The 20,892-nt window shown below is 69.4% G+C and carries 21 protein-coding genes and 1 tRNA gene; 19 read left to right on the forward strand and 3 right to left on the reverse strand.

Annotated features, from left to right (window positions below; translation table 11 throughout):
- The first annotated feature begins 5 nt into the window (after positions 1 to 5).
- The 11 genes from murC to pyk all read left to right on the forward strand — a co-directional run bounded on the left by murC (position 6) and on the right by pyk (position 10,370).
- Entirely contained in the window at positions 6 to 1,406 is a 1,401-nt protein-coding gene (murC, locus tag CGZ93_RS02920) for a UDP-N-acetylmuramate--L-alanine ligase (RefSeq protein ID WP_229117160.1), read from the forward strand.
- On the forward strand, positions 1,390 to 2,109 hold the full coding sequence (locus CGZ93_RS02925) for a cell division protein FtsQ/DivIB (RefSeq protein ID WP_176451605.1): 720 nt from the start codon (positions 1,390 to 1,392) through the stop codon (positions 2,107 to 2,109). The genes murC and CGZ93_RS02925 overlap by 17 nt, the downstream gene beginning before the upstream one ends.
- Positions 2,110 to 2,297: 188 nt before the next feature.
- Positions 2,298 to 3,617, forward strand: coding sequence for a cell division protein FtsZ (gene ftsZ, locus CGZ93_RS02930; RefSeq protein WP_229117161.1), 1,320 nt, complete (start codon positions 2,298 to 2,300; stop codon positions 3,615 to 3,617).
- A gap of 3 nt (positions 3,618 to 3,620) precedes the next feature.
- Positions 3,621 to 4,433, forward strand: coding sequence for a peptidoglycan editing factor PgeF (gene pgeF, locus CGZ93_RS02935; RefSeq protein ID WP_094362659.1), 813 nt, complete (start codon positions 3,621 to 3,623; stop codon positions 4,431 to 4,433).
- A 104-nt stretch (positions 4,434 to 4,537) separates the two neighbouring features.
- Positions 4,538 to 5,035, forward strand: a complete 498-nt coding sequence (locus CGZ93_RS02940; protein WP_094362660.1) for a cell division protein SepF — start codon at positions 4,538 to 4,540, stop codon at positions 5,033 to 5,035.
- Positions 5,036 to 5,067: 32 nt separating this feature from the next.
- Positions 5,068 to 5,361 (forward strand): YggT family protein, encoded by a 294-nt coding sequence (locus CGZ93_RS02945; protein ID WP_094362661.1) that lies wholly within the window; start codon positions 5,068 to 5,070, stop codon positions 5,359 to 5,361.
- A gap of 160 nt (positions 5,362 to 5,521) precedes the next feature.
- Entirely contained in the window at positions 5,522 to 6,592 is a 1,071-nt protein-coding gene (locus CGZ93_RS02950; protein ID WP_094362662.1) for a DivIVA domain-containing protein, read from the forward strand.
- 102 nt (positions 6,593 to 6,694) lie between these two features.
- Positions 6,695 to 7,375, forward strand: a complete 681-nt coding sequence (locus CGZ93_RS19850; protein WP_094362663.1) for a TraR/DksA family transcriptional regulator — start codon at positions 6,695 to 6,697, stop codon at positions 7,373 to 7,375.
- Positions 7,372 to 7,938, forward strand: a complete 567-nt coding sequence (lspA, locus tag CGZ93_RS02960) for a signal peptidase II (protein ID WP_094362664.1) — start codon at positions 7,372 to 7,374, stop codon at positions 7,936 to 7,938. The genes CGZ93_RS19850 and lspA overlap by 4 nt, the downstream gene beginning before the upstream one ends.
- Positions 7,935 to 8,864 (forward strand): RluA family pseudouridine synthase, encoded by a 930-nt coding sequence (locus tag CGZ93_RS02965; protein ID WP_229117162.1) that lies wholly within the window; start codon positions 7,935 to 7,937, stop codon positions 8,862 to 8,864. The genes lspA and CGZ93_RS02965 overlap by 4 nt, the downstream gene beginning before the upstream one ends.
- 48 nt (positions 8,865 to 8,912) lie before the next feature.
- Positions 8,913 to 10,370: a pyruvate kinase gene (gene pyk, locus CGZ93_RS02970; RefSeq protein WP_094362665.1), complete on the forward strand. Its 1,458-nt coding sequence runs from the start codon at positions 8,913 to 8,915 to the stop codon at positions 10,368 to 10,370.
- A gap of 42 nt (positions 10,371 to 10,412) precedes the next feature.
- On the opposite strand, the gene CGZ93_RS02975 is transcribed toward pyk, so the two are convergent.
- Positions 10,413 to 10,497: transfer RNA gene (locus CGZ93_RS02975), tRNA-Leu, on the reverse strand.
- A gap of 110 nt (positions 10,498 to 10,607) precedes the next feature.
- On the opposite strand from CGZ93_RS02975, the gene CGZ93_RS02980 reads away from it, so the two are divergent.
- The 6 genes from CGZ93_RS02980 (at position 10,608) to CGZ93_RS03005 (ending at position 16,973) form a co-directional block, all read left to right on the forward strand.
- On the forward strand, positions 10,608 to 11,240 hold the full coding sequence (locus tag CGZ93_RS02980) for an ANTAR domain-containing response regulator (RefSeq protein WP_094362666.1): 633 nt from the start codon (positions 10,608 to 10,610) through the stop codon (positions 11,238 to 11,240).
- Between the two features lie 203 nt (positions 11,241 to 11,443).
- Positions 11,444 to 12,667, forward strand: a complete 1,224-nt coding sequence (locus CGZ93_RS02985; RefSeq protein WP_229117163.1) for a branched-chain amino acid ABC transporter substrate-binding protein — start codon at positions 11,444 to 11,446, stop codon at positions 12,665 to 12,667.
- Between the two features lie 101 nt (positions 12,668 to 12,768).
- On the forward strand, positions 12,769 to 13,710 hold the full coding sequence (locus CGZ93_RS02990; RefSeq protein WP_094362667.1) for a branched-chain amino acid ABC transporter permease: 942 nt from the start codon (positions 12,769 to 12,771) through the stop codon (positions 13,708 to 13,710).
- Positions 13,707 to 15,419, forward strand: a complete 1,713-nt coding sequence (locus CGZ93_RS02995; protein ID WP_094362668.1) for an ABC transporter permease subunit — start codon at positions 13,707 to 13,709, stop codon at positions 15,417 to 15,419. Before CGZ93_RS02990 ends, CGZ93_RS02995 begins: the two co-directional genes overlap by 4 nt.
- A complete protein-coding gene (locus CGZ93_RS03000; RefSeq protein WP_094362669.1) occupies positions 15,416 to 16,273 on the forward strand; it encodes an ABC transporter ATP-binding protein in 858 nt (285 codons plus the stop codon). The genes CGZ93_RS02995 and CGZ93_RS03000 overlap by 4 nt, the downstream gene beginning before the upstream one ends.
- A complete protein-coding gene (locus CGZ93_RS03005; protein WP_094362670.1) occupies positions 16,266 to 16,973 on the forward strand; it encodes an ABC transporter ATP-binding protein in 708 nt (235 codons plus the stop codon). Before CGZ93_RS03000 ends, CGZ93_RS03005 begins: the two co-directional genes overlap by 8 nt.
- Here the strand turns inward: CGZ93_RS03005 and CGZ93_RS03010 are convergent.
- Together CGZ93_RS03010 and CGZ93_RS03015 are read right to left on the reverse strand one after the other, a co-directional pair.
- Positions 16,955 to 18,700 carry a potassium channel protein gene (locus CGZ93_RS03010; protein WP_094362671.1) on the reverse strand — a complete coding sequence of 582 codons (1,746 nt, stop codon included), beginning with the start codon at positions 18,698 to 18,700 and terminating at the stop codon, positions 16,955 to 16,957. The genes CGZ93_RS03005 and CGZ93_RS03010 overlap by 19 nt on opposite strands.
- Entirely contained in the window at positions 18,700 to 19,083 is a 384-nt protein-coding gene (locus CGZ93_RS03015) for a DUF6394 family protein (protein ID WP_094362672.1), read from the reverse strand. Before CGZ93_RS03015 ends, CGZ93_RS03010 begins: the two co-directional genes overlap by 1 nt.
- Positions 19,084 to 19,165: 82 nt before the next feature.
- On the opposite strand from CGZ93_RS03015, the gene CGZ93_RS03020 reads away from it, so the two are divergent.
- Together CGZ93_RS03020 and CGZ93_RS03025 are read left to right on the forward strand one after the other, a co-directional pair.
- The gene (locus CGZ93_RS03020) at positions 19,166 to 20,377 is read left to right on the forward strand and encodes a S1C family serine protease (protein WP_094362673.1); all 1,212 of its coding nucleotides are present in this window, start codon (positions 19,166 to 19,168) and stop codon (positions 20,375 to 20,377) included.
- 53 nt (positions 20,378 to 20,430) lie between these two features.
- Entirely contained in the window at positions 20,431 to 20,889 is a 459-nt protein-coding gene (locus CGZ93_RS03025; RefSeq protein ID WP_094362674.1) for a hypothetical protein, read from the forward strand.
- The last annotated feature ends 3 nt before the right edge of the window (positions 20,890 to 20,892 follow it).

The raw sequence follows: 20,892 nt of genomic DNA on the forward strand, positions 1-20,892 counted from the left end.
TGCAGTTGAGCAGTGTCTTCGGCGCCCTCGTCCCGCCGGTCGAACTGGAACCCGTCGACCGGCTGGGACCGGTGCACTTCATCGCCATCGGCGGCGCCGGGATGAGCGGGATCGCCAGCCTGTACGCCGAGCTGGGCGTACCGGTGTCCGGATCCGACCAGGCCGCCTCGCCGCAGCTGGACCAGCTGCGGGGCCAGGGGGCTCGGGTGTTCGTCGGGCATGCGGCCGAACAGCTCGGCGATGCCGAGACCGTGGTGGTGTCCTCGGCGATCACGGCCGACAACCCCGAACTGCTCGCCGCCCGGGAGCGCGGGCTGCGGATCTGGCACCGGTCGGCCGCGCTGGCGGCGTTGCTGCTCGGCCGGCCGGGGATCGCCGTCGGCGGTACCCACGGCAAGACCACCACCTCGGCGATGGTCGCGCACATCCTCACCGAGTGCGGTCGCCAGCCCGGATTCGTGGTCGGCGCCCCGCTGGCCTCCGGTCGCTCCTCGGCGATCGGCGCCGCCACGGCGCCGTTCGTGGTGGAGGCCGATGAGTCCGACGGTTCCTTCCTGCAGTACCCGGCGGCGGTGTCGGTGATCACCAACATCGAGGCCGACCACCTGGACAACTGGGGGAGCGTGGAGGCCTATCTGGCCGGCTTCCGCGACTTCGCCGCACGGGCCGACCGGGTCGTCGGCAACCTCGACGACCCGCAGGTGGTGCGGCTGCTGCCCGCCGACGGGCTCGGCTTCGGGCTGGCCGAACAGGCGGCGCTGCGGATCGAGCGGGTGGAGCTGGCCGGCTTCGGTTCCCGGGCGCTGCTGTCCGGCGTACCCCTGGAGCTGCGGGTGCCCGGTGCGCACAACGTCGCCAACGCCGCGGCGGCGGTGCTGGCCGCGCACTGCGTCGGGGTCGACCTTGACGCCGCCTGCGCCGCGCTGGCCGGCTTCCGCGGCACCCACCGCCGGTTCATGGCGGTCGGCGAGGCGGCGGGCGTACGCGTCTTCGACGACTATGCGCACCACCCGACCGAGTTGCGTGCCACGCTGGCCGCGGCCCGGGCCGGGCTGGCCGGCACCGACGGCCGGCTGATCGCCTGCTTCCAGCCGCACCTGTTCTCCCGGACCCGCGACTTCGCCGCCGAGTTCGGCACCGCGCTGGCCGCCGCCGACGAGGTGGTGCTGATGGAGGTCTATCCCGCCCGCGAGCGGGCGGCGGACTTCCTTGGGGTGAACAGCGCCCTGCTCGCCGAGCACTGTGCGGCGGCGGGCGGTTCGGTGCGCCTGGTCAGCGACCGGGCCGCGGTGCCGGGGGCCGTGGCCGAGCTGGCCCGGGCCTCGGACGTGGTGCTCACCCTGGGCGCCGGTGACGTCACCCGGATCGCGCCGGAGGTGGTGGCCGCCCTTGAGCAGCGTCGGTGATCTCTCCAGGCTGCGCAAGGGGCGGGCACGGGCCACACGGCGGCGCCGACTGCGGCTGATCGCGATCGTCGCGGCCGTCGTGCTCGTGCTGGGCGCAACCGGCTGGCTGGTCTGGTTGTCACCGGTGCTGGCGCTGAAGCAGGTGTCGGTGACCGGCGCCTCGCTGCTCACCACCGACGAGGTGGCCCGGCAGGCCGCCGCCCCGATCGGGCGACCGCTGGTCCGGGTGGCCGAACAGCCGATCGCCGACCGGGTGGCCCAACTGCCGCAGGTGGAGTCGGTGCACGTGCAGCGCAGGTGGCCCAACGGGTTGGCGATCGAGGTGACCGAGCGTCGACCGGCGTACGCCATCGCGCGCGAGGGGCGCTGGCTGCTGGTGGACGGCTCCGGCACCGGTTTCGTCAGCCTGGCCGAACGCCCGGAGAAGCTGATCGAGGTGCGGACCCCGATCAGCAACCCCGCAGACCTCGCCCTGCTCGCCAGGGTGACCGGGAGCCTGCCCGAGGACATCCAGGACCAGCTCGTCCACGTGGAGGCGCCCCGCCCCGACGCGATCAAGCTGGTGCTGCGCGAGGAGCGGGAGATCTTCTTCGGCTCGGGCGCCGACGCCGAGTTGAAGACCCAGGTGGCGGGAGCGCTGCTGCGGGCCACCAAGGCGAAGTGGATCGACGTGAGCGCCCCCGGCCATCCGGCCACCCGGTGAGCCACCACAACCCTGAGGGTCAAGTACAACTTGAGACCAACACGCCCCCGGAGGCCCATTTGTTGCCTCCGGTCTCAGCGGTCTCATAGCCTGTGCCGAAGCCGGATCGAGCCGTGGCTTCCCCGCGCGCGGGTCAAGCAGACCTGGCCGACATCATTGTCCGAACGCAGGAAAGAGGCGGAACCTCCGTGGTCAATCCATCCCAGAACTACCTCGCCGTCATCAAGGTCGTTGGTGTCGGCGGCGGCGGCGTCAACGCCGTCAACCGGATGATCGAGGCCGGCCTGCGCGGGGTCGAGTTCATTGCCGTGAACACCGACGCCCAGGCGCTGCTGATGTCGGACGCCGACGTCAAGCTCGACATCGGCCGGGAACTGACCCGCGGCCTCGGCGCCGGCGCCGACCCGGACAAGGGACGCCAGGCCGCCGAGGACCACTCCGAGGAGATCGAGGAGGTCCTCAAGGGGGCCGACATGGTTTTCGTCACCGCCGGTGAGGGTGGTGGCACCGGAACCGGTGGCGCCCCCGTGGTGGCCCGGATCGCACGCTCCCTCGGTGCGCTGACGATCGGTGTGGTGACCCGCCCCTTCGGCTTCGAGGGCAAGCGCCGCTCCACCCAGGCAGAGACCGGCATCGGCCAGCTCCGCGAGGAGGTGGACACGCTGATCGTCATCCCGAACGACAAGCTGCTGCAGATGACCGATCATCAGGTCGCCATCCTGGACGCGTTCAAGCAGGCCGACCAGGTGCTGATGCAGGGTGTCTCCGGTATCACCGACCTGATCACCACCCCCGGCCTGATCAACCTCGACTTCGCCGACGTGAAGTCGGTGATGTCCAACGCGGGTTCCGCGCTGATGGGCATCGGTTCGGCGCGCGGTGAGGACCGCGCCCGCGCCGCCGCCGAGATGGCCGTCTCCAGCCCGCTGCTGGAGGCCTCCATCGACGGCGCCCAGGGCGTGCTGCTGTCGATCGCCGGTGGTTCGGACATGGGCCTGTTCGAGGTGTCCTCGGCGGCCAACCTGATCCAGGCGGCGGCCCACGACGACGCCAACATCATCTTCGGCACCGTGATCGACGACGCACTGGGCGATGAGGTGCGGGTCACCGTGATCGCCGCCGGGTTCGCCGGCGGTGAGCCGCCGCGCCGCCAGCCCGGGGTGTCCCGGCAGACCGACCGCGACCGCGGTCTCGGCCAGGCGCAGCAGGAGCGTCCCGCCAGCACCCAGGCCTCCCAGTCCCCGTTCGGGGTGGGGGACCGCGGCCAGGGACAGACCCGCAGCGGCCAGGGCCAGCAGCAGCCCCAGCAGGGTCAGCAGTCCCAGCAGGGTCAGCAGTCCCAGCAGGGTCAGCAGTCCCAGCAGCCGAGCCTCTCCCAGCCAGAGCCGGCCCAGCCGACTCCCGGGCACCCGCAGGGCGGTTCCCAGCGGACCACCCCCGCCGGGCCGCTGTCCGGCCAGCCCAGTGGCGGCGACGACGAGCTGGACGTTCCGGACTTCCTGAAGTAGCGGGTGTTCACCCACCTGCAGCGCGCCGACCCCGCCACTGGTGGGGTCGGCGTTGCGTTCACCGACCGGCACGGCGGGGTCTCGGCCGGGACGCTGGGTTCGTTGAACCTCGGGCGTACCGGTGTCGACGACCCGGCCGCGGTGACCGAGAACTTCGAGCTGGTACGCCGCGAGCTCGGCCTGCGCGCGGTGCTCACCGTCAGCCAGGTGCACGGGACCGCGGTGCACCGGGTGGACACCGCGCAGGTGGCCGGCTGGTCACCGGCCAGTCCGCTGGGGTCGCACGGGGGGCGGGAGCGCCTGCCGGTCGCCGACGCGATGGTCAGCAGCGAGCCCGGGGTGGCGCTGTGCATCCGGGTCGCCGACTGCCTGCCGGTGCTGTTCGCCGACGCCGCGGCCGGGGTGATCGGGGCCGCCCACGCGGGCCGGGTCGGGCTGGCCGCCGGCGTACTCCCCGAGACCGTCACCGCGCTCACCGCGCTCGGTGCCAACCGGCTGACCGCCTGGATCGGCCCGCACATCTGCGGTGAGTGCTATGAGGTGCCCGCGCAGATGCAGGCCGAGGTCGGGGCCGTGCTGCCCGGTGCCAGCTGCCGCACCGCCTCCGGGACGCCCGGACTGGATCTGGGCGCCGCGGCCGAGCATCAGCTCCGCGAACTCGGCTGCCGGGTGCACCGCCTCGACCCGTGCACCCGCACCGACGAGTCGCTGCACAGCCACCGCCGCGACCAGGCGTACGCCGGACGGCTCGGCGGGCTGATCTGGCTGGCCGACCAGCGGACCGAGCGCGCCGACGAGCGCACCCCGCGGGCCTGATCCGGCCCGCGTGTCGGCCGCGTGGGAGGTGGCCGGCGCGGGTACCCTCGGACGCGTAGGTCCACACCTGGGGAGAGTCCCCGACATTGCGGGAGGGCGAATCGATGGCCGGAAGATTGCGGGGCGCAGCCGAGTGGCTGGGTCTCACCACGTCCGAGCGTTACGACCGCTCCTACGACTACGATGCGGATGTCGAGTTGACCGAGAACGTGGACCGGGGCACGGAGGATTCCGCCAGCGTGCATGACCTTGAGCACCGTCGCAGCCAGACCCGCCCGGCCGCGCCGGAGGCGCGGGAGGCCGCGCCGCGGCCGCGTACCGCCGACATCTCCCGGATCATCACCGTGCACCCGCGCACCTACAACGAGGCCCGCACCATCGGTGAGCACTTCCGCGACAGCGTCCCGGTGATCATGAACCTCTCCGAGATGGAGGACGCCGACGCCAAGCGCCTGGTCGACTTCGCCGCGGGACTCATCTTTGGCCTGCGTGGCACCATTGAGCGTGTCACCAGCAAGGTGTTCCTGCTCTCTCCGCAAAACGTGAACGTGACGGCGGAGGACAAGGAACGCATCGCCGGCGGGTTCTTCAACCAGAGCTGACCCCCGGCCCCGACGCCAGGGAGTGCCCCAAGATGGTTGTGATCGGTCAGATCATCGACTTCGTGCTGCTTGCCTACATCGCGGTGCTGCTGGCCCGGATGGTGCTCAGCTGGGTGCCGATGTTCGCCCCGGACTGGCGGCCCAGGGGGCCGCTGCTGGTGGTGGCGGAGGCGATCTACACCGTCACCGACCCGCCGCTGCGGGCGCTGCGCAAGGTGATCCCACCGGTACGCATCGGGAACGCGATGCTCGACCTCGGCTTCATGGTGCTCTGGCTGGGCGTGATCCTGCTGCGCGCGGCGAACGCCCGCATCTTCTTCGCCTGAGGGGCGCCGGAGGAGTGCCGCACCGGCGTTGCGAGGACCGGTTCGAGGGTTGTTCGACGTGTTGGGGTTGCTGATACGCTCGGTTCTCGAGGTACCAGTGTGTTGCTCCTGCCCACCCGCCTGTTCGGTGAGTGCCGGCTCTGACTCTTTGAGGTGAACGATGACCCTGACCCTGGACGAGGTTCGCAAGACGAAGTTCCACATGGCCCGCCGGACCGGTTACGAGGTGTCCGAGGTGGACCTCTTCGTCGACCGGGTCGAGGCATCCTTCGCCCAGCTGACCGAGGAGAACCAGTCCCTCAAGCAGCAGGTCGAGGCGCTCAAGCAGGCCCAGCAGAACGCCCAGAGCCAGCAGCGCAACGAGGACCGCTCCGAGCCCTCCAACGACGACCTGCGTCGTCAGCAGCAGCAACAGCAGCAGCAGCTCGCCGCCCAGCAGCAGAGCCAGCAGCCCGTCGGCGGCAAGGACGGCCAGAAGATCGTAGTCACCACCAGCGCCGAGGCCAGCCCGGCCGTGGTCCGGTTGGTCCAGCTCGCCACCGAGCAGGCGGAGAGCCTGGTCAACGAGGCAGAGGCCGACGCCAAGCGCAAGCTGGACGACGCCAACCAGAAGGCGCACCAGCTCACCACCGACGCCCGCACGCGGGCCGAGCGGGTCGAGTCCGAGGCCCGGGTGAACGCCGAGAAGATGACCAACGAGGCGCAGGCCAGGGCCGCCGACCTGGATCGCCAGGTGGGCAGCCGGCGTACCGAGCTGCTCGCCGGCCTGGAGACCGAGCGCACCCAGCTGCAGCAGTCGGTCGCCCAGCTGCGCACCTTCGAGCAGCGTTACCGGCAGAACTTCACCGCCCAGCTGCGCCAGCAGATCCAGGCGATCGAGTCCGGCAACGTGGAGCCCGAGGACAAGCCGGCTGGCCTGGACCAGCCGCAGGGGCAGGCCCGCCGCGGGCACGTCGAGGACTCCCGGCCGCAGCAGCAGTCCCCGCAGGGTCAGGCCCAGCACGCCCACGCCCAGCAGGGACAGCACCAGCAGGGACAGCACCAGCAGGGACAGCACCAGCAGGGACAGCACCAGCAGGGACAGCACCAGCAGGGACAGCACCAGCAGGGACAGGGACTCAGCCAGCAGAGCCAGGGCCAGCAGGGTCAGCAGGGTCAGGGTCAGCAGTCCTCCAGCACCCCCCGACTGGACGCCCTCCTCGGCGACAACGGGCAGCAGCGCAACAGCTGATCTCAACGCCACAACACATTCGTGAAGGGGCCCCGCGACGCGGGGCCCCTTCGTGTACTCTTCACCGGACACTGAGCCCCCGACCGTTCCAAGGAGCCATCGATGCCCACTGCCAAGAAGGCCGCAGCAGCCGGTACGACGACGGCCAAGAAGACCAGTGGCGCGGCCAACGGACAGGGGACCACCAAGAAGAAGAGCACCGCCAGATCGAGCACCGCCAAGAGCGCCGAGCAGCCCACCGAGAAGGCCGCGGCGACGCAGGCGCCCGCCGCGGAGAAGACCCCGGCCAAGAAGGCGCCCGCCGCCAGGAAGGCACCGGCCAGGAAGGCCGCGGCACCCGCCGCCCCCGCACCGGCGGAGGACACCCCGCGCAAGGTGGCCAGCAAGCCCTCGGAGTTCCCGGTACGCCCCGGCGAGGACAAGTGGACCAAGGCCGAGCTCGATGAGGTGCGCCAGGATCTGGCCAACGAGATCGTCAAGCACCGCCGGGCGATCGAACAGGCCGAGGCCGAGTTGCGCGCCCTGCTCTCCGACGGCGCCGACGGCGCGGGCCGGGACGCCGCCGACATCGGATCGGCCAACTTCGAACGCGACCAGGAGATGTCCCTGGCGGCCAGCGCCCGGGAGATGCTGAACCAGTCCGAGCAGGCGCTGCGACTGATCGACCAGGGACTCTACGGCCGCTGCGAGAGCTGCGGTGACGCGATCGGCAAGGGGCGACTGCAGGTCTATCCGCGAGCGACCATGTGCGTGGCGTGCAAGCAGCGCCACGAGCGGCGATGACCCCTGAACCCGTTTCCCGGCGGTCGGTGCGGATCCTCTTCACCGCCGTCGCGCTGGGCGGACTGACCCTGGACGTGCTGACCAAGGTGCTGGCGGTCCGCACCCTGCAACCGGGGGAGCCGGTCCCGCTGCTCGGTCAGGTGCTGCAGCTCTATCTGATCCGCAACCCCGGTGCCGCCTTCTCGATCGGCGAGGGGTTCACCTGGATCTTCACCTGCCTGGCCGTACTGGTCCTGGCGGGGTTGCTCCGCTTCGTCGTCCCGGCGGTACGCCACCGCGGCTGGGCCGTCGGGCTGGGCCTGGTGGTGGCCGGCATCACCGGCAACCTGATCGACCGGCTGGTCCGCCCGCCCGGCTTCGCCCGGGGGCACGTGGTGGACTTCCTGATGCTGCCGTACTGGCCGGTGTTCAACGTCGCCGACATGTGCGTGGTCGGCGGCGCCATCTTGGTGCTGCTGATCTGGGTGGTCCGCGGGGTCGGCCACGACGGCACCGTCGAGCAGCGGGGCACCCGGAAGTCGCCGATCGGGGGCGAGGACGCGGCCCGGGAACCTCGGCCGTGAGCGGCCAGAACCGGGTGCTGCTGGTGCCCGACGGGCTGGAGGGTGAGCGCGTCGACGCCGCCGCGGCGCGGATGCTGGGTCTGTCCCGGAGCCGGGTGGCAGAGTTGGCCGCCGACGGGCAGGTACGCCTGGACGGCGTACCTGTCTCGAAATCCGACCGGGTGCACGCGGGCGCGATGCTCGAGGTCGAGTTGCCGGACGCGAACCCCGGCGTACCCGTCACCCCGCAGATGGTGGCCGGGGTGCGGATCGTGCACGACGACGCCGACATCGTGGTGGTGGACAAACCGGTCGGGGTCGCGGCACACCCCTCCCTGGGCTGGCACGGCCCCTCGGTCACCGAACATTTGGCCGGGGCGGGTTTCCGGATCTCCACCTCCGGCGCCCCGGAACGCCAGGGGGTGGTCCAGCGCCTCGACGTGGGCACCTCCGGGCTGATGGTGCTGGCCAAGAGCGAGCAGGCGTACACGGTGCTCAAGCAGGCCTTCCGCGACCGCACGGTCGACAAGACCTATCACGCCGTGGTGCAGGGGCACCCGGACCCGTTCGACGGGACGATCGAGGCGCCGATCGGCCGCCATCCCGGGGCGGACTGGAAGATGGCGATCACCGCCGGTGGGCGCCACTCGGTGACCCACTACAAGACCCTCGAGGCGATGGTCGGGGCAACCCTGCTGGAGATCCACCTGGAGACCGGACGGACCCACCAGATCAGGGTCCACATGGCCGCGATCAAGCACCCCTGCGTCGGCGACCCCACCTACGGCGGGGATCCACGGCTGGCGGCCCGGCTCGGGTTGCAGCGGCAATGGCTGCACGCGGTACGCCTGGGCTTCACCCATCCCGGCACGGGGGAGTACGCCGAGTTCTCCTCGGCGTATCCCGACGACCTGGCCGAGGCGCTGCACCTGCTCCGCGCGAGCTGAGCCCCCCGCGCCGCTGACCGAAAGGTCAACATTGCTAGGGTCGGGTCTGTGCGGAGAGCAAAGATCGTGTGCACGCTGGGCCCGTCCACCGCGGGCGTCGAGCGACTGACCGAGCTGGTCCAGGCCGGCATGAACGTGGCCCGCTTCAACATGAGCCACGGCGACCATTCCGACCACGCGCGGACGTTGGCCGACCTGCGGCGAGCGGCGCAGAATGTGGGCCGCCCGGTCGGGCTGCTGGCCGACCTGCAGGGGCCGAAGATCCGACTCGGCCGGTTCGCCGAGGGCAAGGTCACCCTGGGCTACGGCGACCGGTTCACCATCACCACCGAGGACGTCGAGGGCGACGCGGCGCGCTGCTCGACCACCTTCAAGGGGCTGCCCGACGACGTCAACCCCGGCGACACGATCCTGATCGACGACGGTCGGATCCAGCTGCGGGCCGAGTCGGTGAACGACACCGAGGTGGTCACCCGCGTGACCACCGGCGGCGCGGTGAGCAACAACAAGGGGATCAACCTGCCGGGGGTGGCGGTCAACGTGCCGGCGCTGACCGACAAGGACGTCGCCGACCTGCGCTGGGCCCTGCGCAACGGCTTCGACATGGTCGCGCTGTCGTTCGTCCGTTCCGCCGACGACGTGCAACTGGTGCACCAGGTGATGCGCGAGGAGGGCCGCCGGGTCCCGGTCATCGCCAAGATCGAGAAGCCGCAGGCCGTCGCGGCGATCGACGAGATCGCGCACGCCTTCGACGCGATCATGGTCGCCCGCGGTGACCTCGGCGTGGAACTGCCCCTGGAGGACGTGCCCTTGGTGCAGAAGCACATCATCACCACCTCCCGAAAGCTGGCCAAGCCGGTGATCGTCGCCACCCAGATGCTGGAGTCGATGATCGACGCCCCCCGACCCACCCGGGCGGAGGCCTCCGACGTGGCCAACGCGGTCCTGGACGGGGCCGACGCGGTGATGCTGTCGGGGGAGACCTCGGTCGGGCACTTCCCGATCGTGGCCGTGCAGACGATGGCCCGGATCGTGGTGAAGACCGAGTCCACCGGGATGGAGCGGATCGCCACCATCGACTGGGATCCGCACACCACAGGCGGGGTGATCTCCAAGGCGGCGATGGAGGTCGGGCAGCGGCTCGGCGCCAAGTTCCTGGTCGCGTTCACCAAGTCCGGGGACACCGCCCGACGGCTGGCCCGGCTCCGCTCGCCGCTGCCGGTGCTGGTGTTCACCCCCGAGGACAAGACCCGGCAGATGCTCACCCTGGTCTGGGGGGTGCAGAGCTTCCACATCCCCGAGGTGGACACCACCGATGAGATGGTGCGCCTGGTCGACAAGGCGCTGGTCGAGTCGGGTCGCGTCGCCTTTGGGGACAAGGTGGTGATCGTGGCCGGTTCACCGGTCGGCATCCCCGGCAAGACGAACGCCCTGCGGGTGCACAAGATCCAGCCGCCGACGGCCGAGATGACCGGTGGGAAGGACGACTGGGACGGGGAGATCTGACCCGGGCGATCTGAGGCGGGCGTACGCCGCCGGATGAGTGAGTACCGAGGAGGGGATTCGAACCCCTAAGGCCGATCAAGGCCAGACGGGTTTGAGCCGTCCGCGTATACCGTTCCGCCACCTCGGCAAGGTGCTGATCCACTCTAGCGGGTCGGTTCCGAAATCTCATCCTGAAACCAGGGGCCGGCGACCCGTCGTGCTTTGCGCAAGCGTCCATCGACAGGGGAGAATCACAAGGTGACCGAGAACAGCTCCGCAGAGAAGTCCACGCCCTCCGGGGCATCCTCCCGCCCCCGGGTCCTGGTGGCCGAGGACGAGGCGTTGATCCGCCTGGACCTGGTCGAGTTGCTCGACGAGCAGGGCTACCAGATCGTCGGCGAGGCCGCCGACGGCGAGGCCGCGGTGGAGATGGCCCGCGAACTCAAACCGGACCTGGTGGTGATGGACGTCAAGATGCCCAAGCAGGACGGCATCACCGCCGCCCAGATCATCGCCGAGGAGCGGATCGCGCCGGTGGTCATGCTGACCGCGTTCAGCCAGCGCGAGCTGGTGGAGCGGGCGCGCGAGGCCGGGGCGATGGCCTACGTGGTGAAGCCGTTCGACGCCTCCGACGTGGTGCCGGCGATCGAGATCGCGATGGCCCGCTATGCCGAGATCCGCGCGGTGGAGGAGGAGGTCTCCGACCTCGAGGAGCGGCTCGCCTCCCGCAAGGCGGTCGACCAGGCCAAGGGGCTGTTGCAGCAGCAGTTCAAGATGAGCGAACCCGAGGCGTTCCGCTGGATCCAGAAGAGCGCCATGGACATGCGCAAGTCGATGCGCGAGGTCGCCGAGGGCGTCATCGACCTGGCCAACAAGAACAAGAAGAAGTAGTCGGTCCGCTCAATACCTCAACCGCGTTCGGACACGATTGCGCATCGGTTTGCGCAACCGTTGTGACAATTTGTCCGAATAGGTAACGACTGCGTATCAACCCCGTCGCGTCCCTCGCCTCAGACCCGTTTATGGGTCCTACTGTTCTCACGTCTCGAAACAGCGCCCGCCAGCGTCGCGGGGCTCAGACCAGGAGGACACACGTGAACCGTCGGATGATGATCGCAGGGGCAACCCTGCTGGCGGCCTCGCTCGCCGTGACCGCGTGCGGGAACCGCGCCGAGACCGGGGGCGGCGGCAACACCGGAGGCGGCGGGGGAGCGAGCAAGACGGTGAAGATCGGCGTGATCGCACCGTTGTCCGGCGACCTCTCCGCACTGGGCCTTGGAATCCGCAACTCCGTCGACCTGGCCATCCAGGAGGCGAACAAGAACGGCACCATTCCCGGTGTGAAGCTCGAGCTGGCCGCCGAGGACGACGAGGCCAAGCCCGACACCGGCAAGAACGCCGCAACCAAGCTGACCAGTGACGAAAAGGTCGTTGCCGCCGTCGGCCCGCTGAACTCCTCGGTCGGCCAGGCCGTGCAGCCGGTCTTCCAGAGCGCGGGCGTGACCCTGATCTCGCCGGCCAACACCAACCCGACCCTGACCAAGGGTGCGGACCTGAAGAGCCCGAAGCGGACCTACGACAACTACTTCCGCACCTGCACCACCGACGCGATCCAGGGTCCGTTCGCGGCCAAGTATCTGCTCGGCGCCGGGATCAAGGAAGTCGCCACCATCCACGACAAGAAGTCCTACGGCCAGGGCCTCGTCTCCGCGTTCACCGAGGCGTTCACCGCCGGTGGTGGCAAGGTCACCGCCGCGGAGACCATCAACCCCGACGACAAGGACTTCTCGGCGGTCATCTCCAAGGTGAAGGCGTCCAACCCGAAGGGTGTCTACTACGGCGGCGAATACCCGCAGGCCGGCCCGCTGTCGCAGCAGATGAAGGGCGCCGGGCTGAACGTGCCGCTGATGGGCGGCGACGGCATCTACGACCCGAAGTACATCTCGCTGGCCGGCCCGAACTCCAACGGTGACCTGTCCACCTCGGTCGGTGCCCCGACCGAGAAGCTCGACTCGGCGAAGAAGTTCATCGACGCCTACAAGGCTGCCGGCTTCAAGGAGCCCTACGGTGCCTACGGTGCCTACTCCTATGACGCCGCGAACGCCATCATCGAGGGCCTGAAGACCTCGATGAAGGACGCCAAGGACGCCAAGTCGGCCCGCAAGGACACCATCGCCGCGGTCGGCAAGGTCGACTTCAACGGCGCCACCGGCAAGGTCGCCTTCGACGAGTTCGGTGACTCCAAGGCCCGCATCCTCACCGTCTACAAGGTCAGCGGCGGCCAGTGGGCCGCTGACAAGACCGAGGACTTCAAGTAGGCCTGATCGGTCAGCAGACCACGCCAGCGAGGGCGGGGAGCGATCCTCTTCGCCCTCGCTTTGGTCGGTCGGCAGCCGGTCGAAAGGAGTAACAAACCTCCATGGACCTGTTCCTGCAACAGCTGATCAACGGGCTCTCGCTCGGTGCGCTGTACGGCCTGATCGCCGTCGGCTACACCGTGGTGTACGGCATCGTGCAGCTGATCAACTTCGCCCACGGCGAGATCTTCATGATCGGATCGTTCGGCGCCCTGGCCACCTGGACCGCGTTGGGTTCACCCACCGAGTGGTCCCTGCCGATGGCCCTGTTCGTGCTGCTGCCGCTGATGATCGTCGGTGGCATCATCGCCGCGGTCGCGGTGGCGCTGCTTACCGAGCGGCTGGCGTACCGACCCCTGCGCAATGCCCCCCGACTCGCGCCACTGATCTCCGCAATCGGAATTTCCGTTGCTCTGCAGGAAATCGTGCGGTTGTTCTATCCGGGGGCGAAGAGTGCGCTGCGGTTCCCCGCGATCGAGGGGATCTCGGGCAAGTCGGTTGACCTGCTCGGCATACGTGTGCAGAACTCGGCCCTGTTCACCCTCGGCGCCCTGGTCGTCTGCACCCTCTTCCTGTGGTGGTTCGTGAACCGGACCAAGATGGGCCGCGCGATGCAGGCCACCTCCCAGGACCCCGACACCGCGCGCCTGATGGGCATCAACGTGGACAAGGTGATCATGGTGGCCTTCGCCGTCGGCGCGGCCCTGGCCGCGGTCGCCGGCATGGCGCACGGTCTGCGCTATAGCAACATCGACTTCCGGATGGGCTTCCTGTCCGGTCTGAAGGCGTTCGCCGCGGCCGTGCTCGGCGGCATCGGCAACATCAACGGTGCCGTCGTCGGTGGCCTGGTGCTGGGCGTGGTGGAGACCTTCGCCACCACCTTTATCCCCGGCACCTTCGGTTCCTCGGCCTGGAAGGACGTCTGGGCCTTCATCATCCTGATCCTGGTGCTGGTGTTCCGGCCCCAGGGGCTGCTCGGAGCAAGGGTGGTGGATCGCGCATGAGTAGCTTGCAGATTTTCAAGCCGGAGCAGCAGGAACGGCTGCAGGGCCCCGGCCGCATCCTCGCCCTGGTGGGCGCGGTGCTGATGATCGTCTCGCCCTATCTGGCCTGGTCCTACGGTGCGGACGCGCTCGACGACATGACCTACTGGGGCGGCCCCTCGCCGCTGCAGATGCTGTTCCTGATCATCTCGGTGCTGCTGCTGGTGGCGCTGGTCGGGCACTTCCTGGTCGGCCGGGTACGCCCGTTGCGCCGGTTCGCCTGGAATCGGGCGGCGAAGGTGGCGGCCACGCTGGGGCTGATCTGGGTCGTGGTCGCGATCGTCGCGATCGCGCTCGAACTCGGCGGCCTGGTCAACCTGGAGCCCGGCGCCTGGGTCGCCCTGGCCGGGGCGCTGATCGCCTTCGTCGGCACCCGGATGCTGCCGTTGGGTGAGGTGTCCACGCTGAAGTCGGTGAGGAGCCCTTCCTGGCTTCAGATCCTGGCGATCGTGGTGCTGCTCGGTGTCGGGCTGGTCGGGGTCGCGTTCGGCCTCAACCAGGACGACGGCGGTTCCTTCATCCTGTTCATCGTGTTCGTGTTCGCGATCGTGCTGTGGATGTTGCGCCTGGGCGTGTCCGGCTGGCTCGGTCGCGCCGCCCGGGAGAACCGCAAGGTGCTGGTGCTGGCCGCGTTCGTGGTCGCCTTCGCGCTGCCGTTCACCCAGGACGGGTCGGACGCCAACATGTCCATCGCCTCCCAGGTGCTGATCTTTGCCGCGACCGCACTCGGACTGAACATCGTGGTCGGTCTGGCCGGACTGCTCGACCTCGGCTACATCGCCTTCCTCGGTGCCGGCGCCTTCACCGCGGCGGTGCTGTCCAAGTCGATGTTCGCGACCTTCTTCGCCTGGAAGCCGCCGTTCATCGTGGTGGTGCTGATCGCGGGCTGCGTGTCCGCGATCCTCGGCCTGATCATCGGCTCGCCGACGCTGCGGGTGTCCGGTGACTATCTGGCCATCGTCACCCTGGCCTTCGGTGAGATCTTCCGGCTCGGCATGCTCAACCTGGACGGCTCCGACGGCCCGGACATCACCCACGGGTCGAACGGCATCCCGAACATCCCGGATCTCGAGGTCGGTGCGTTCAACTTCAAGGAGTCGCACGAGATCCTCGGGGTGGAGATCGGCCGCTTCGCCAACTACTACTGGCTGATGCTGCTGGTGCTCGCGCTGATCATCCTGGTCTTCGCCAACCTGAACCGCTCCCGGATCGGGCGCGGCTGGGTGGCCATCCGCGAGGACGAGAAGGCCGCCGAGGCGATGGGCGTGAACGTGTTCGGGCTCAAGCTGCTGGCCTTCGCCGGTGGCGCCTTCCTGGCCGGTGTGGCCGGCTCGGTGAAGGCGCACGCCGACGTGTCGGTGACCCCCGATCAGTACATGTTCCTGGAGTCGGCCTTCCTGCTGGCGGCCGTCGTGCTGGGCGGCATGGGCACCATCGTCGGCGTACTCGCCGGTGCCACCATGCTGAAGCTGCTGCCGGAGAAGCTGCGGGCGGTGAGCGACTATCGCCTGCTCATCTTCGGTCTGCTGCTGGTGGTGATGATGCGCTTCCGGCCGGAGGGGCTGATCCCCGACAAGCGGCACCAGCTCGAGCTGCACGATGACGAGGAGCTGCCGCCGGCCGCCGAATCGGCCACCCCGGCGAGCGCACCGAAGGAGACCACGGCATGAGCACCGCGACCGAAGCGGCGACGACGACAGGACCGACGGGGGAGACCCTGCTCTCCGCCGAGCAGGTGACCATGAAGTTCGGCGGTCTGACCGCGGTGAACAGTGTCGACCTGCAGGTGCACTCCGGCGAGATCATGGGGCTGATCGGCCCCAACGGGGCCGGCAAGACCACCTTCTTCAACTGCCTCACCGGGCTCTATCAGCCCACCTCCGGGCGGGTCATGTTCAACGGGTCGGTGCTGCCGCCGAAGCCGCGCAAGGTGGTGATGGCCGGGATGGCGCGCACCTTCCAGAACATCCGGCTGTTCCACAACATGACGGCCCTGGAGAACGTGATGGTGGGCACCTATTCGCGGACCCACGCCAACGCGTTCGACGCGATCTTCCGGTTGCCGCGGCACCGCAAGGAGGAACGGCAGGTGCGCGAGAAGGCGCACGAGCTGTTGGAGTTCGTCGGCCTGGGCAAGGTGGCCGACAACCTGTCGCGCAACCTGGCCTACGGCGACCAGCGTCGCCTCGAGATCGCCCGGGCGCTGGCCACCGATCCGAAGCTGCTGCTGCTCGACGAGCCGACCGCGGGCATGAACCCGCAGGAGACCCGGCAGGCCGAGGAGCTGATCTTCAAGATCCGCGACCTCGGGCTGGCGGTGCTGGTGATCGAGCACGACATGCGGTTCATCTTCAACCTGTGTGACCGGGTGTGCTGCCTGGTCCGCGGGGAGGTGCTGGTCGAGGGGACGGCACACGAGGTGCAGTCCGACCCGCGGGTGATCGAGGCCTACATCGGTACGCCGCCGGAGCACCTGGGCGAGCCGGTCGTCACCGACGACCAGCAGGGAGGCAACGATGCTTGAGGTCAAGGACCTGGAGGTCGCCTACGGTCGGGTGAAGGCGGTCAAGGGGATCTCCTTCACCGTCGACCAGGGTCAGATCGTGTCGCTGCTGGGCACCAACGGCGCCGGCAAGACGACCACCCTGCGCACCATCTCGGGCCTGCTCAAGCCGGTCGCCGGCGAGATCTGGTTCGAGGGGCAGCGGATCGACGGCACGCCCGCCCACCAGGTGGTCACCCGCGGCATCGCCCAGTCCCCGGAGGGCAGGCGGTTGTTCCCGCGGATGAGCGTCGAGGACAACCTGATGCTCGGCGCGTTCGCCCGCAAGGACACCAGCAACCTCCGCAAGGACGTGCAGCGGGTCTATGACCTGTTCGAGGTGCTGGGCCAGCGGCGCAGCCAGCCGGCGGGCCTGTTCTCCGGCGGCGAGCAGCAGATGCTGGCCATCGGGCGGGCGATGATGAGCCGGCCGAAGCTGCTGATGCTGGACGAGCCGTCGATGGGTCTCTCACCGATCATGACCCAGACGATCATGAACACCATCAACGAGCTGCAGTCCGAGGGCGTCACCATCCTGCTGGTGGAGCAGAACGCCCAGGCGGCGCTGTCGCTGGCCGACTTCGGCTATGTGCTCGAGGTGGGGCAGATCATGTTCTCCGACACCGGGCGGGCCCTGCTCACCGACGATCGGGTGAAGCGGACCTACCTGGGCGCCGACTGACGTCGGTTCCTGATCACCCGCCACAGCCAGGTCTCCGGGACGGTCTCCCCGGTCGCCGAATATTCCACGGTGTGGTCATAGAACAGCGTCTGGTTCAGTTCGTCCAGGGCGCGTTGCCGGCCGGCGACCAGCAGCACGTCGCCGGCGTGCAGCTCGGTGTCGTCGGCGGGCAGATGGCGCGTCTCGCCGTCGCGGACGAGGGCGATGACCAGGGCCGAGACCGGCACCGAACGGTCGTCCGGGTCGGCCAGCAGTTGGCCGACGGTGAGCGTACGCCCGGCCCCCAGCCAGCGGGCCACGGCCGGCGCCTCCGTGTGGTCCAGGGTGATCTCGGTGCTGGCGGGCGTACGCCTGCCGAACCGCTCGACGAGCAGGGCCATGATCTCCCCGGCCCGGTCATCGCCGCTGTGCAGCACGTGATCGATGAACGACCAGTATGCCGGGGAGATCACCCGGGCGAGCATCTCGCGGGCGACCAGGTCGCTGGGCACGAACAGCGAGTCGGCGTCGAACGCCTTGACCGCGGCGGACTGCAGCACCGAGCGCTGGCGCAGGCTGATGAACAGCTCGGGGTTCTGCAGCCGGGCGTGGGCGGCCAGGGCCAGATTCTCCACATCGCTCTCCGCGCCGGCGACCAGGCCGACCGCTCCGGTCACGTCAGGGTTTCCCTCGGCGACGTCGCACACCTCGACGGTCAACCCCGCGTTCTCCAGGTCGTGGGCCACCTCGGTGGCGAAGCGGGTGTCGCCGATCACCACCCAGCGTCCGTCGCGCATCGGTCGCATCCGCTCCGGCGGTGTGCTGCCTTCGGCGTCCATCAACCAGGTGGCGAGTTGGAAGGTGACCGGGCGCTGCAGCGCCAGCACCAGATAGCTGCCATAGCGGTCCAGCGGGTTGATCACCGCGACCGGGTCGAAATCGAGCATCCGGTTGGCGGTACGCCGATCCTCGGCCCGGGCGAGCACCGGGATCTCGGGGCGCAGCAGGTGCACCGTCATCACCACCGACAGGTTGACCTCGTCGCTGGCCAGCGCCAGCACCCCCTCGCAGCGCGGGTGGCCGAGCCCGGCCAGGCCGAGCAGCGCCGGATTGTCCGCCGCACCGTCGATTCCGGGGACGTCCACCCGGTGCTGATCGACCGCCAGGGCGTCCACGCGGCGCTGGTCGTCGTCGATCACCACGAACCGTCGACCGAGGTCGTCCAGGGTGCGGCAGACCGCCCGTCCGGCCTGTCCATAGCCGGTGACGATCAGGAACGGTTCACCGATGTCGCGGATCTTGCGGCGCAGCCGCTGGACGCTGATCGCCTCCCGGAAGGGGGCGTCCTGGACCAGCGAGAAGAGGGCGCTGATGGCGTACGCCCAGCCGATCACGGTCAGATAGATCGACAGGGTGACCCACATTCGCTGCGCGTAGCTGAACGCGTACGGGATCTCACCGAACCCGATCGTGGTGGCGGTGTAGCTCATCACATAGAACGAGTCGAACAGGGTGAGCCGGTGCGGGTTGCCGTTGTCGTCCATCCCGGGCATCAGGCTGAGACCGGTCACCGAGACGGCGAAGATGGTGACCAGCACGATCAGCGGCAGCCGCATCCGCCGCAGCACAAGGAAAACCGCCTCGCTACCCGGGATCTCGGTGGGCACCCGGACCACGCGGCGGCGCAGCGGGCGCCCCAGGCGTCCGCTCCCTGGACCCGACCCGGGCCGCAGCGTGGAATGGTCCATCAGCGTCGGCGGTAGGAGACGGTCTCGACGACCAGCAGCACCAGGGAGACGAAGTTCGCCAGGCAGGCGCCGATGGCCAGGGACACGGTGCTGGACAGTTCGGCGGTGGTGATGCCGGGGGTGACCTGGTCGGCGTACACCCACACCGCGGCCGCGATGATCAGCTGGATGCTGGCGACCAGTGAGGTGGCCAGGTGCACCGCACCGATCTGGGTCCGGTCACCGAACTTGAGGATGGTGGCGATCACGTTGACCACCACCGCGGCGTACAGCTCGTAGGGGTTGTGCTGGTGCACGTCGGTGAGGTCACCGATCACGTAGCCGAAGTTCAGGGTCGCGGCGAGCAGCACGAAGAAGCCGAAGACCACCTTCTCGAGGTTCACCTCCGCCAGCCTAGCCCCAACTCTCAGCCGGCACAGGCGACGCGCACAGACAACACACAGGTCCGCGGACTGCAATCGGCACATGACCACGAACTGGACCGGACCCCACTACACCCCGCCGACCATGCCCCAGCAGGCCTGGGCGCCCCCGGTTGCCCAGCCTGCCCCGCAGGTGACCCGGAAGCGGCGCGGGGCCGCGCTGCTGGTCCTCCCCGCCGCACTGCTGGCAGCGCTGGCGTCCTCGGGGCTGACGGTTGCCGGGTTGCACGCGACCACCCCGGCCGCCACCGCCGGGTCGACCAGCACGGTGAACACCGTCGTCCAGGGCAGCCCGGCCAACCCGGACTGGTCGCAGACCGTCAAGGTCGCCGCGCCGTCGGTGGTGGCGATCGCGGTGCAGGGGCGTACCGGCAGCGCCGAGGGGTCCGGGGTGCTCTATGACGCCAGCGGCCTGGTGGTGACCAACAACCACGTGGTCAACGGCGTCGGTACCGGCGCCCGGTTGCAGGTGACGCTGGCGAACCAGCAGGTGTACGCCGCCACCCTGGTCGGCGCCGACGCGTCCACCGACCTGGCGGTGATCCGGCTGACCGATCCGCCCGCCGACCTGCAGCCGATCAACTTCGGTGACGTGGGGCAGCTCACCGTCGGACAGCCGGTGATGGCGTTGGGCAATCCGCTGGGCCTGTCGCAGACGGTCACCACCGGCATCATCTCGGCGCTGGATCGTCCGGTGATCACCCAGCAGTCCGGTGGTACCGCCGGGGCGGCGAGCCGGACCGCGGCCGAGCAGTCGGTGACCAACGCCATCCAGACCAACGCGGCGATCAACCCCGGCAACTCCGGTGGCGCGCTGGTCGACGTGAACGGGCGCCTGATCGGGATCACCTCCTCGATCGCGACGCTCGGCTCGGGGCAGGGGGAGTCGGGCAACATCGGGATCGGTTTCGCGATCCCGGCCAACGAGGTGCGCTCGACGGTCGATCAGCTGATCTCCGGGGGCGCGGCCCGGCACGCCTACCTCGGGGTGTCGGCGGTCGACGCCACCGGCAAGGTCGGTCAGGCCACCTTCTCCGGTGCCGGCCTACGCCAGGTGGTGGCCGGTTCACCGGCCGACCAGGCCGGGTTGAAGACCGGGGACGTGGTGCTGGCGATCAACGGTGAGGCGGTGCCCGGTTCGGATGCGTTGATCGCCCAGGTCCGTGACCACAACGTCGGGGAACGGGTGACGCTCAAGGTGGCGCGCGACGGGCAGGCCGTCGAGCTGCCGGTCACCCTGGCCACCGGTCAGTGAGCCGGCGGGTTCCTGACCCGTTGGGCATCCCGGCGTGAGGAAGTGATGCAGCGATGACGATCGACGGCGCACAGACCGCAGTGGATGACGGTCAGGTTCGGGATCTCTCTCGGCTGACCTCCGTGATCGACTGGGCCGCGGGCAAGGGAGCGACCGAGGAACTGCTCGTTGATCGCTTCGGGTGGGAGCGCGTGGGGCGGCGTTCCCTGCGGCTGCCCGCCGGGGTGCTGGCCACGGTCCTCCGAACCGCTGGGACGACTTTCGGAATCACGGTCTGGCACACCTCGTGGAAGGTCGATCACCCCAAGCTGCGGGACCTGAGTTTCCAAGGCGCCGAGCACCTTCGAGACCTGGTGACGGCCCTGCTCGGCAGCGACCCCCAGATCGGTGAGCTGGAGACAGGCCAGGGCCATGTCTGGGATCGGGCCGACGGCTCGCGGGTCTGGTTGAATGACGAGTCGCTGCGGTTCTTGTCGCCGGAGTCCAGCACGCAGCGCTACGGGAACGTCTGAAAT

The organism is Enemella dayhoffiae, assembly GCF_002250625.1.
Lineage (GTDB): Bacteria > Actinomycetota > Actinomycetes > Propionibacteriales > Propionibacteriaceae > Enemella > Enemella dayhoffiae.

Coding starts and splice junctions, on each gene's coding strand:
- CGZ93_RS02940 (WP_094362660.1), top strand. CDS start 4,538: ATGGCCGGAAGATTGCGGGGCGCAGCCGAGTGGCTGGGTCTCACCACG.
- CGZ93_RS02945 (WP_094362661.1), top strand. CDS start 5,068: ATGGTTGTGATCGGTCAGATCATCGACTTCGTGCTGCTTGCCTACATC.
- CGZ93_RS02950 (WP_094362662.1), top strand. CDS start 5,522: ATGACCCTGACCCTGGACGAGGTTCGCAAGACGAAGTTCCACATGGCC.
- CGZ93_RS19850 (WP_094362663.1), top strand. CDS start 6,695: ATGCCCACTGCCAAGAAGGCCGCAGCAGCCGGTACGACGACGGCCAAG.
- lspA (WP_094362664.1), top strand. CDS start 7,372: ATGACCCCTGAACCCGTTTCCCGGCGGTCGGTGCGGATCCTCTTCACC.
- CGZ93_RS02990 (WP_094362667.1), top strand. CDS start 12,769: ATGGACCTGTTCCTGCAACAGCTGATCAACGGGCTCTCGCTCGGTGCG.
- CGZ93_RS02995 (WP_094362668.1), top strand. CDS start 13,707: ATGAGTAGCTTGCAGATTTTCAAGCCGGAGCAGCAGGAACGGCTGCAG.
- CGZ93_RS03000 (WP_094362669.1), top strand. CDS start 15,416: ATGAGCACCGCGACCGAAGCGGCGACGACGACAGGACCGACGGGGGAG.
- CGZ93_RS03005 (WP_094362670.1), top strand. CDS start 16,266: ATGCTTGAGGTCAAGGACCTGGAGGTCGCCTACGGTCGGGTGAAGGCG.
- CGZ93_RS03010 (WP_094362671.1), bottom strand. CDS start 18,700: ATGGACCATTCCACGCTGCGGCCCGGGTCGGGTCCAGGGAGCGGACGC.
- CGZ93_RS03020 (WP_094362673.1), top strand. CDS start 19,166: ATGACCACGAACTGGACCGGACCCCACTACACCCCGCCGACCATGCCC.
- CGZ93_RS03025 (WP_094362674.1), top strand. CDS start 20,431: ATGACGATCGACGGCGCACAGACCGCAGTGGATGACGGTCAGGTTCGG.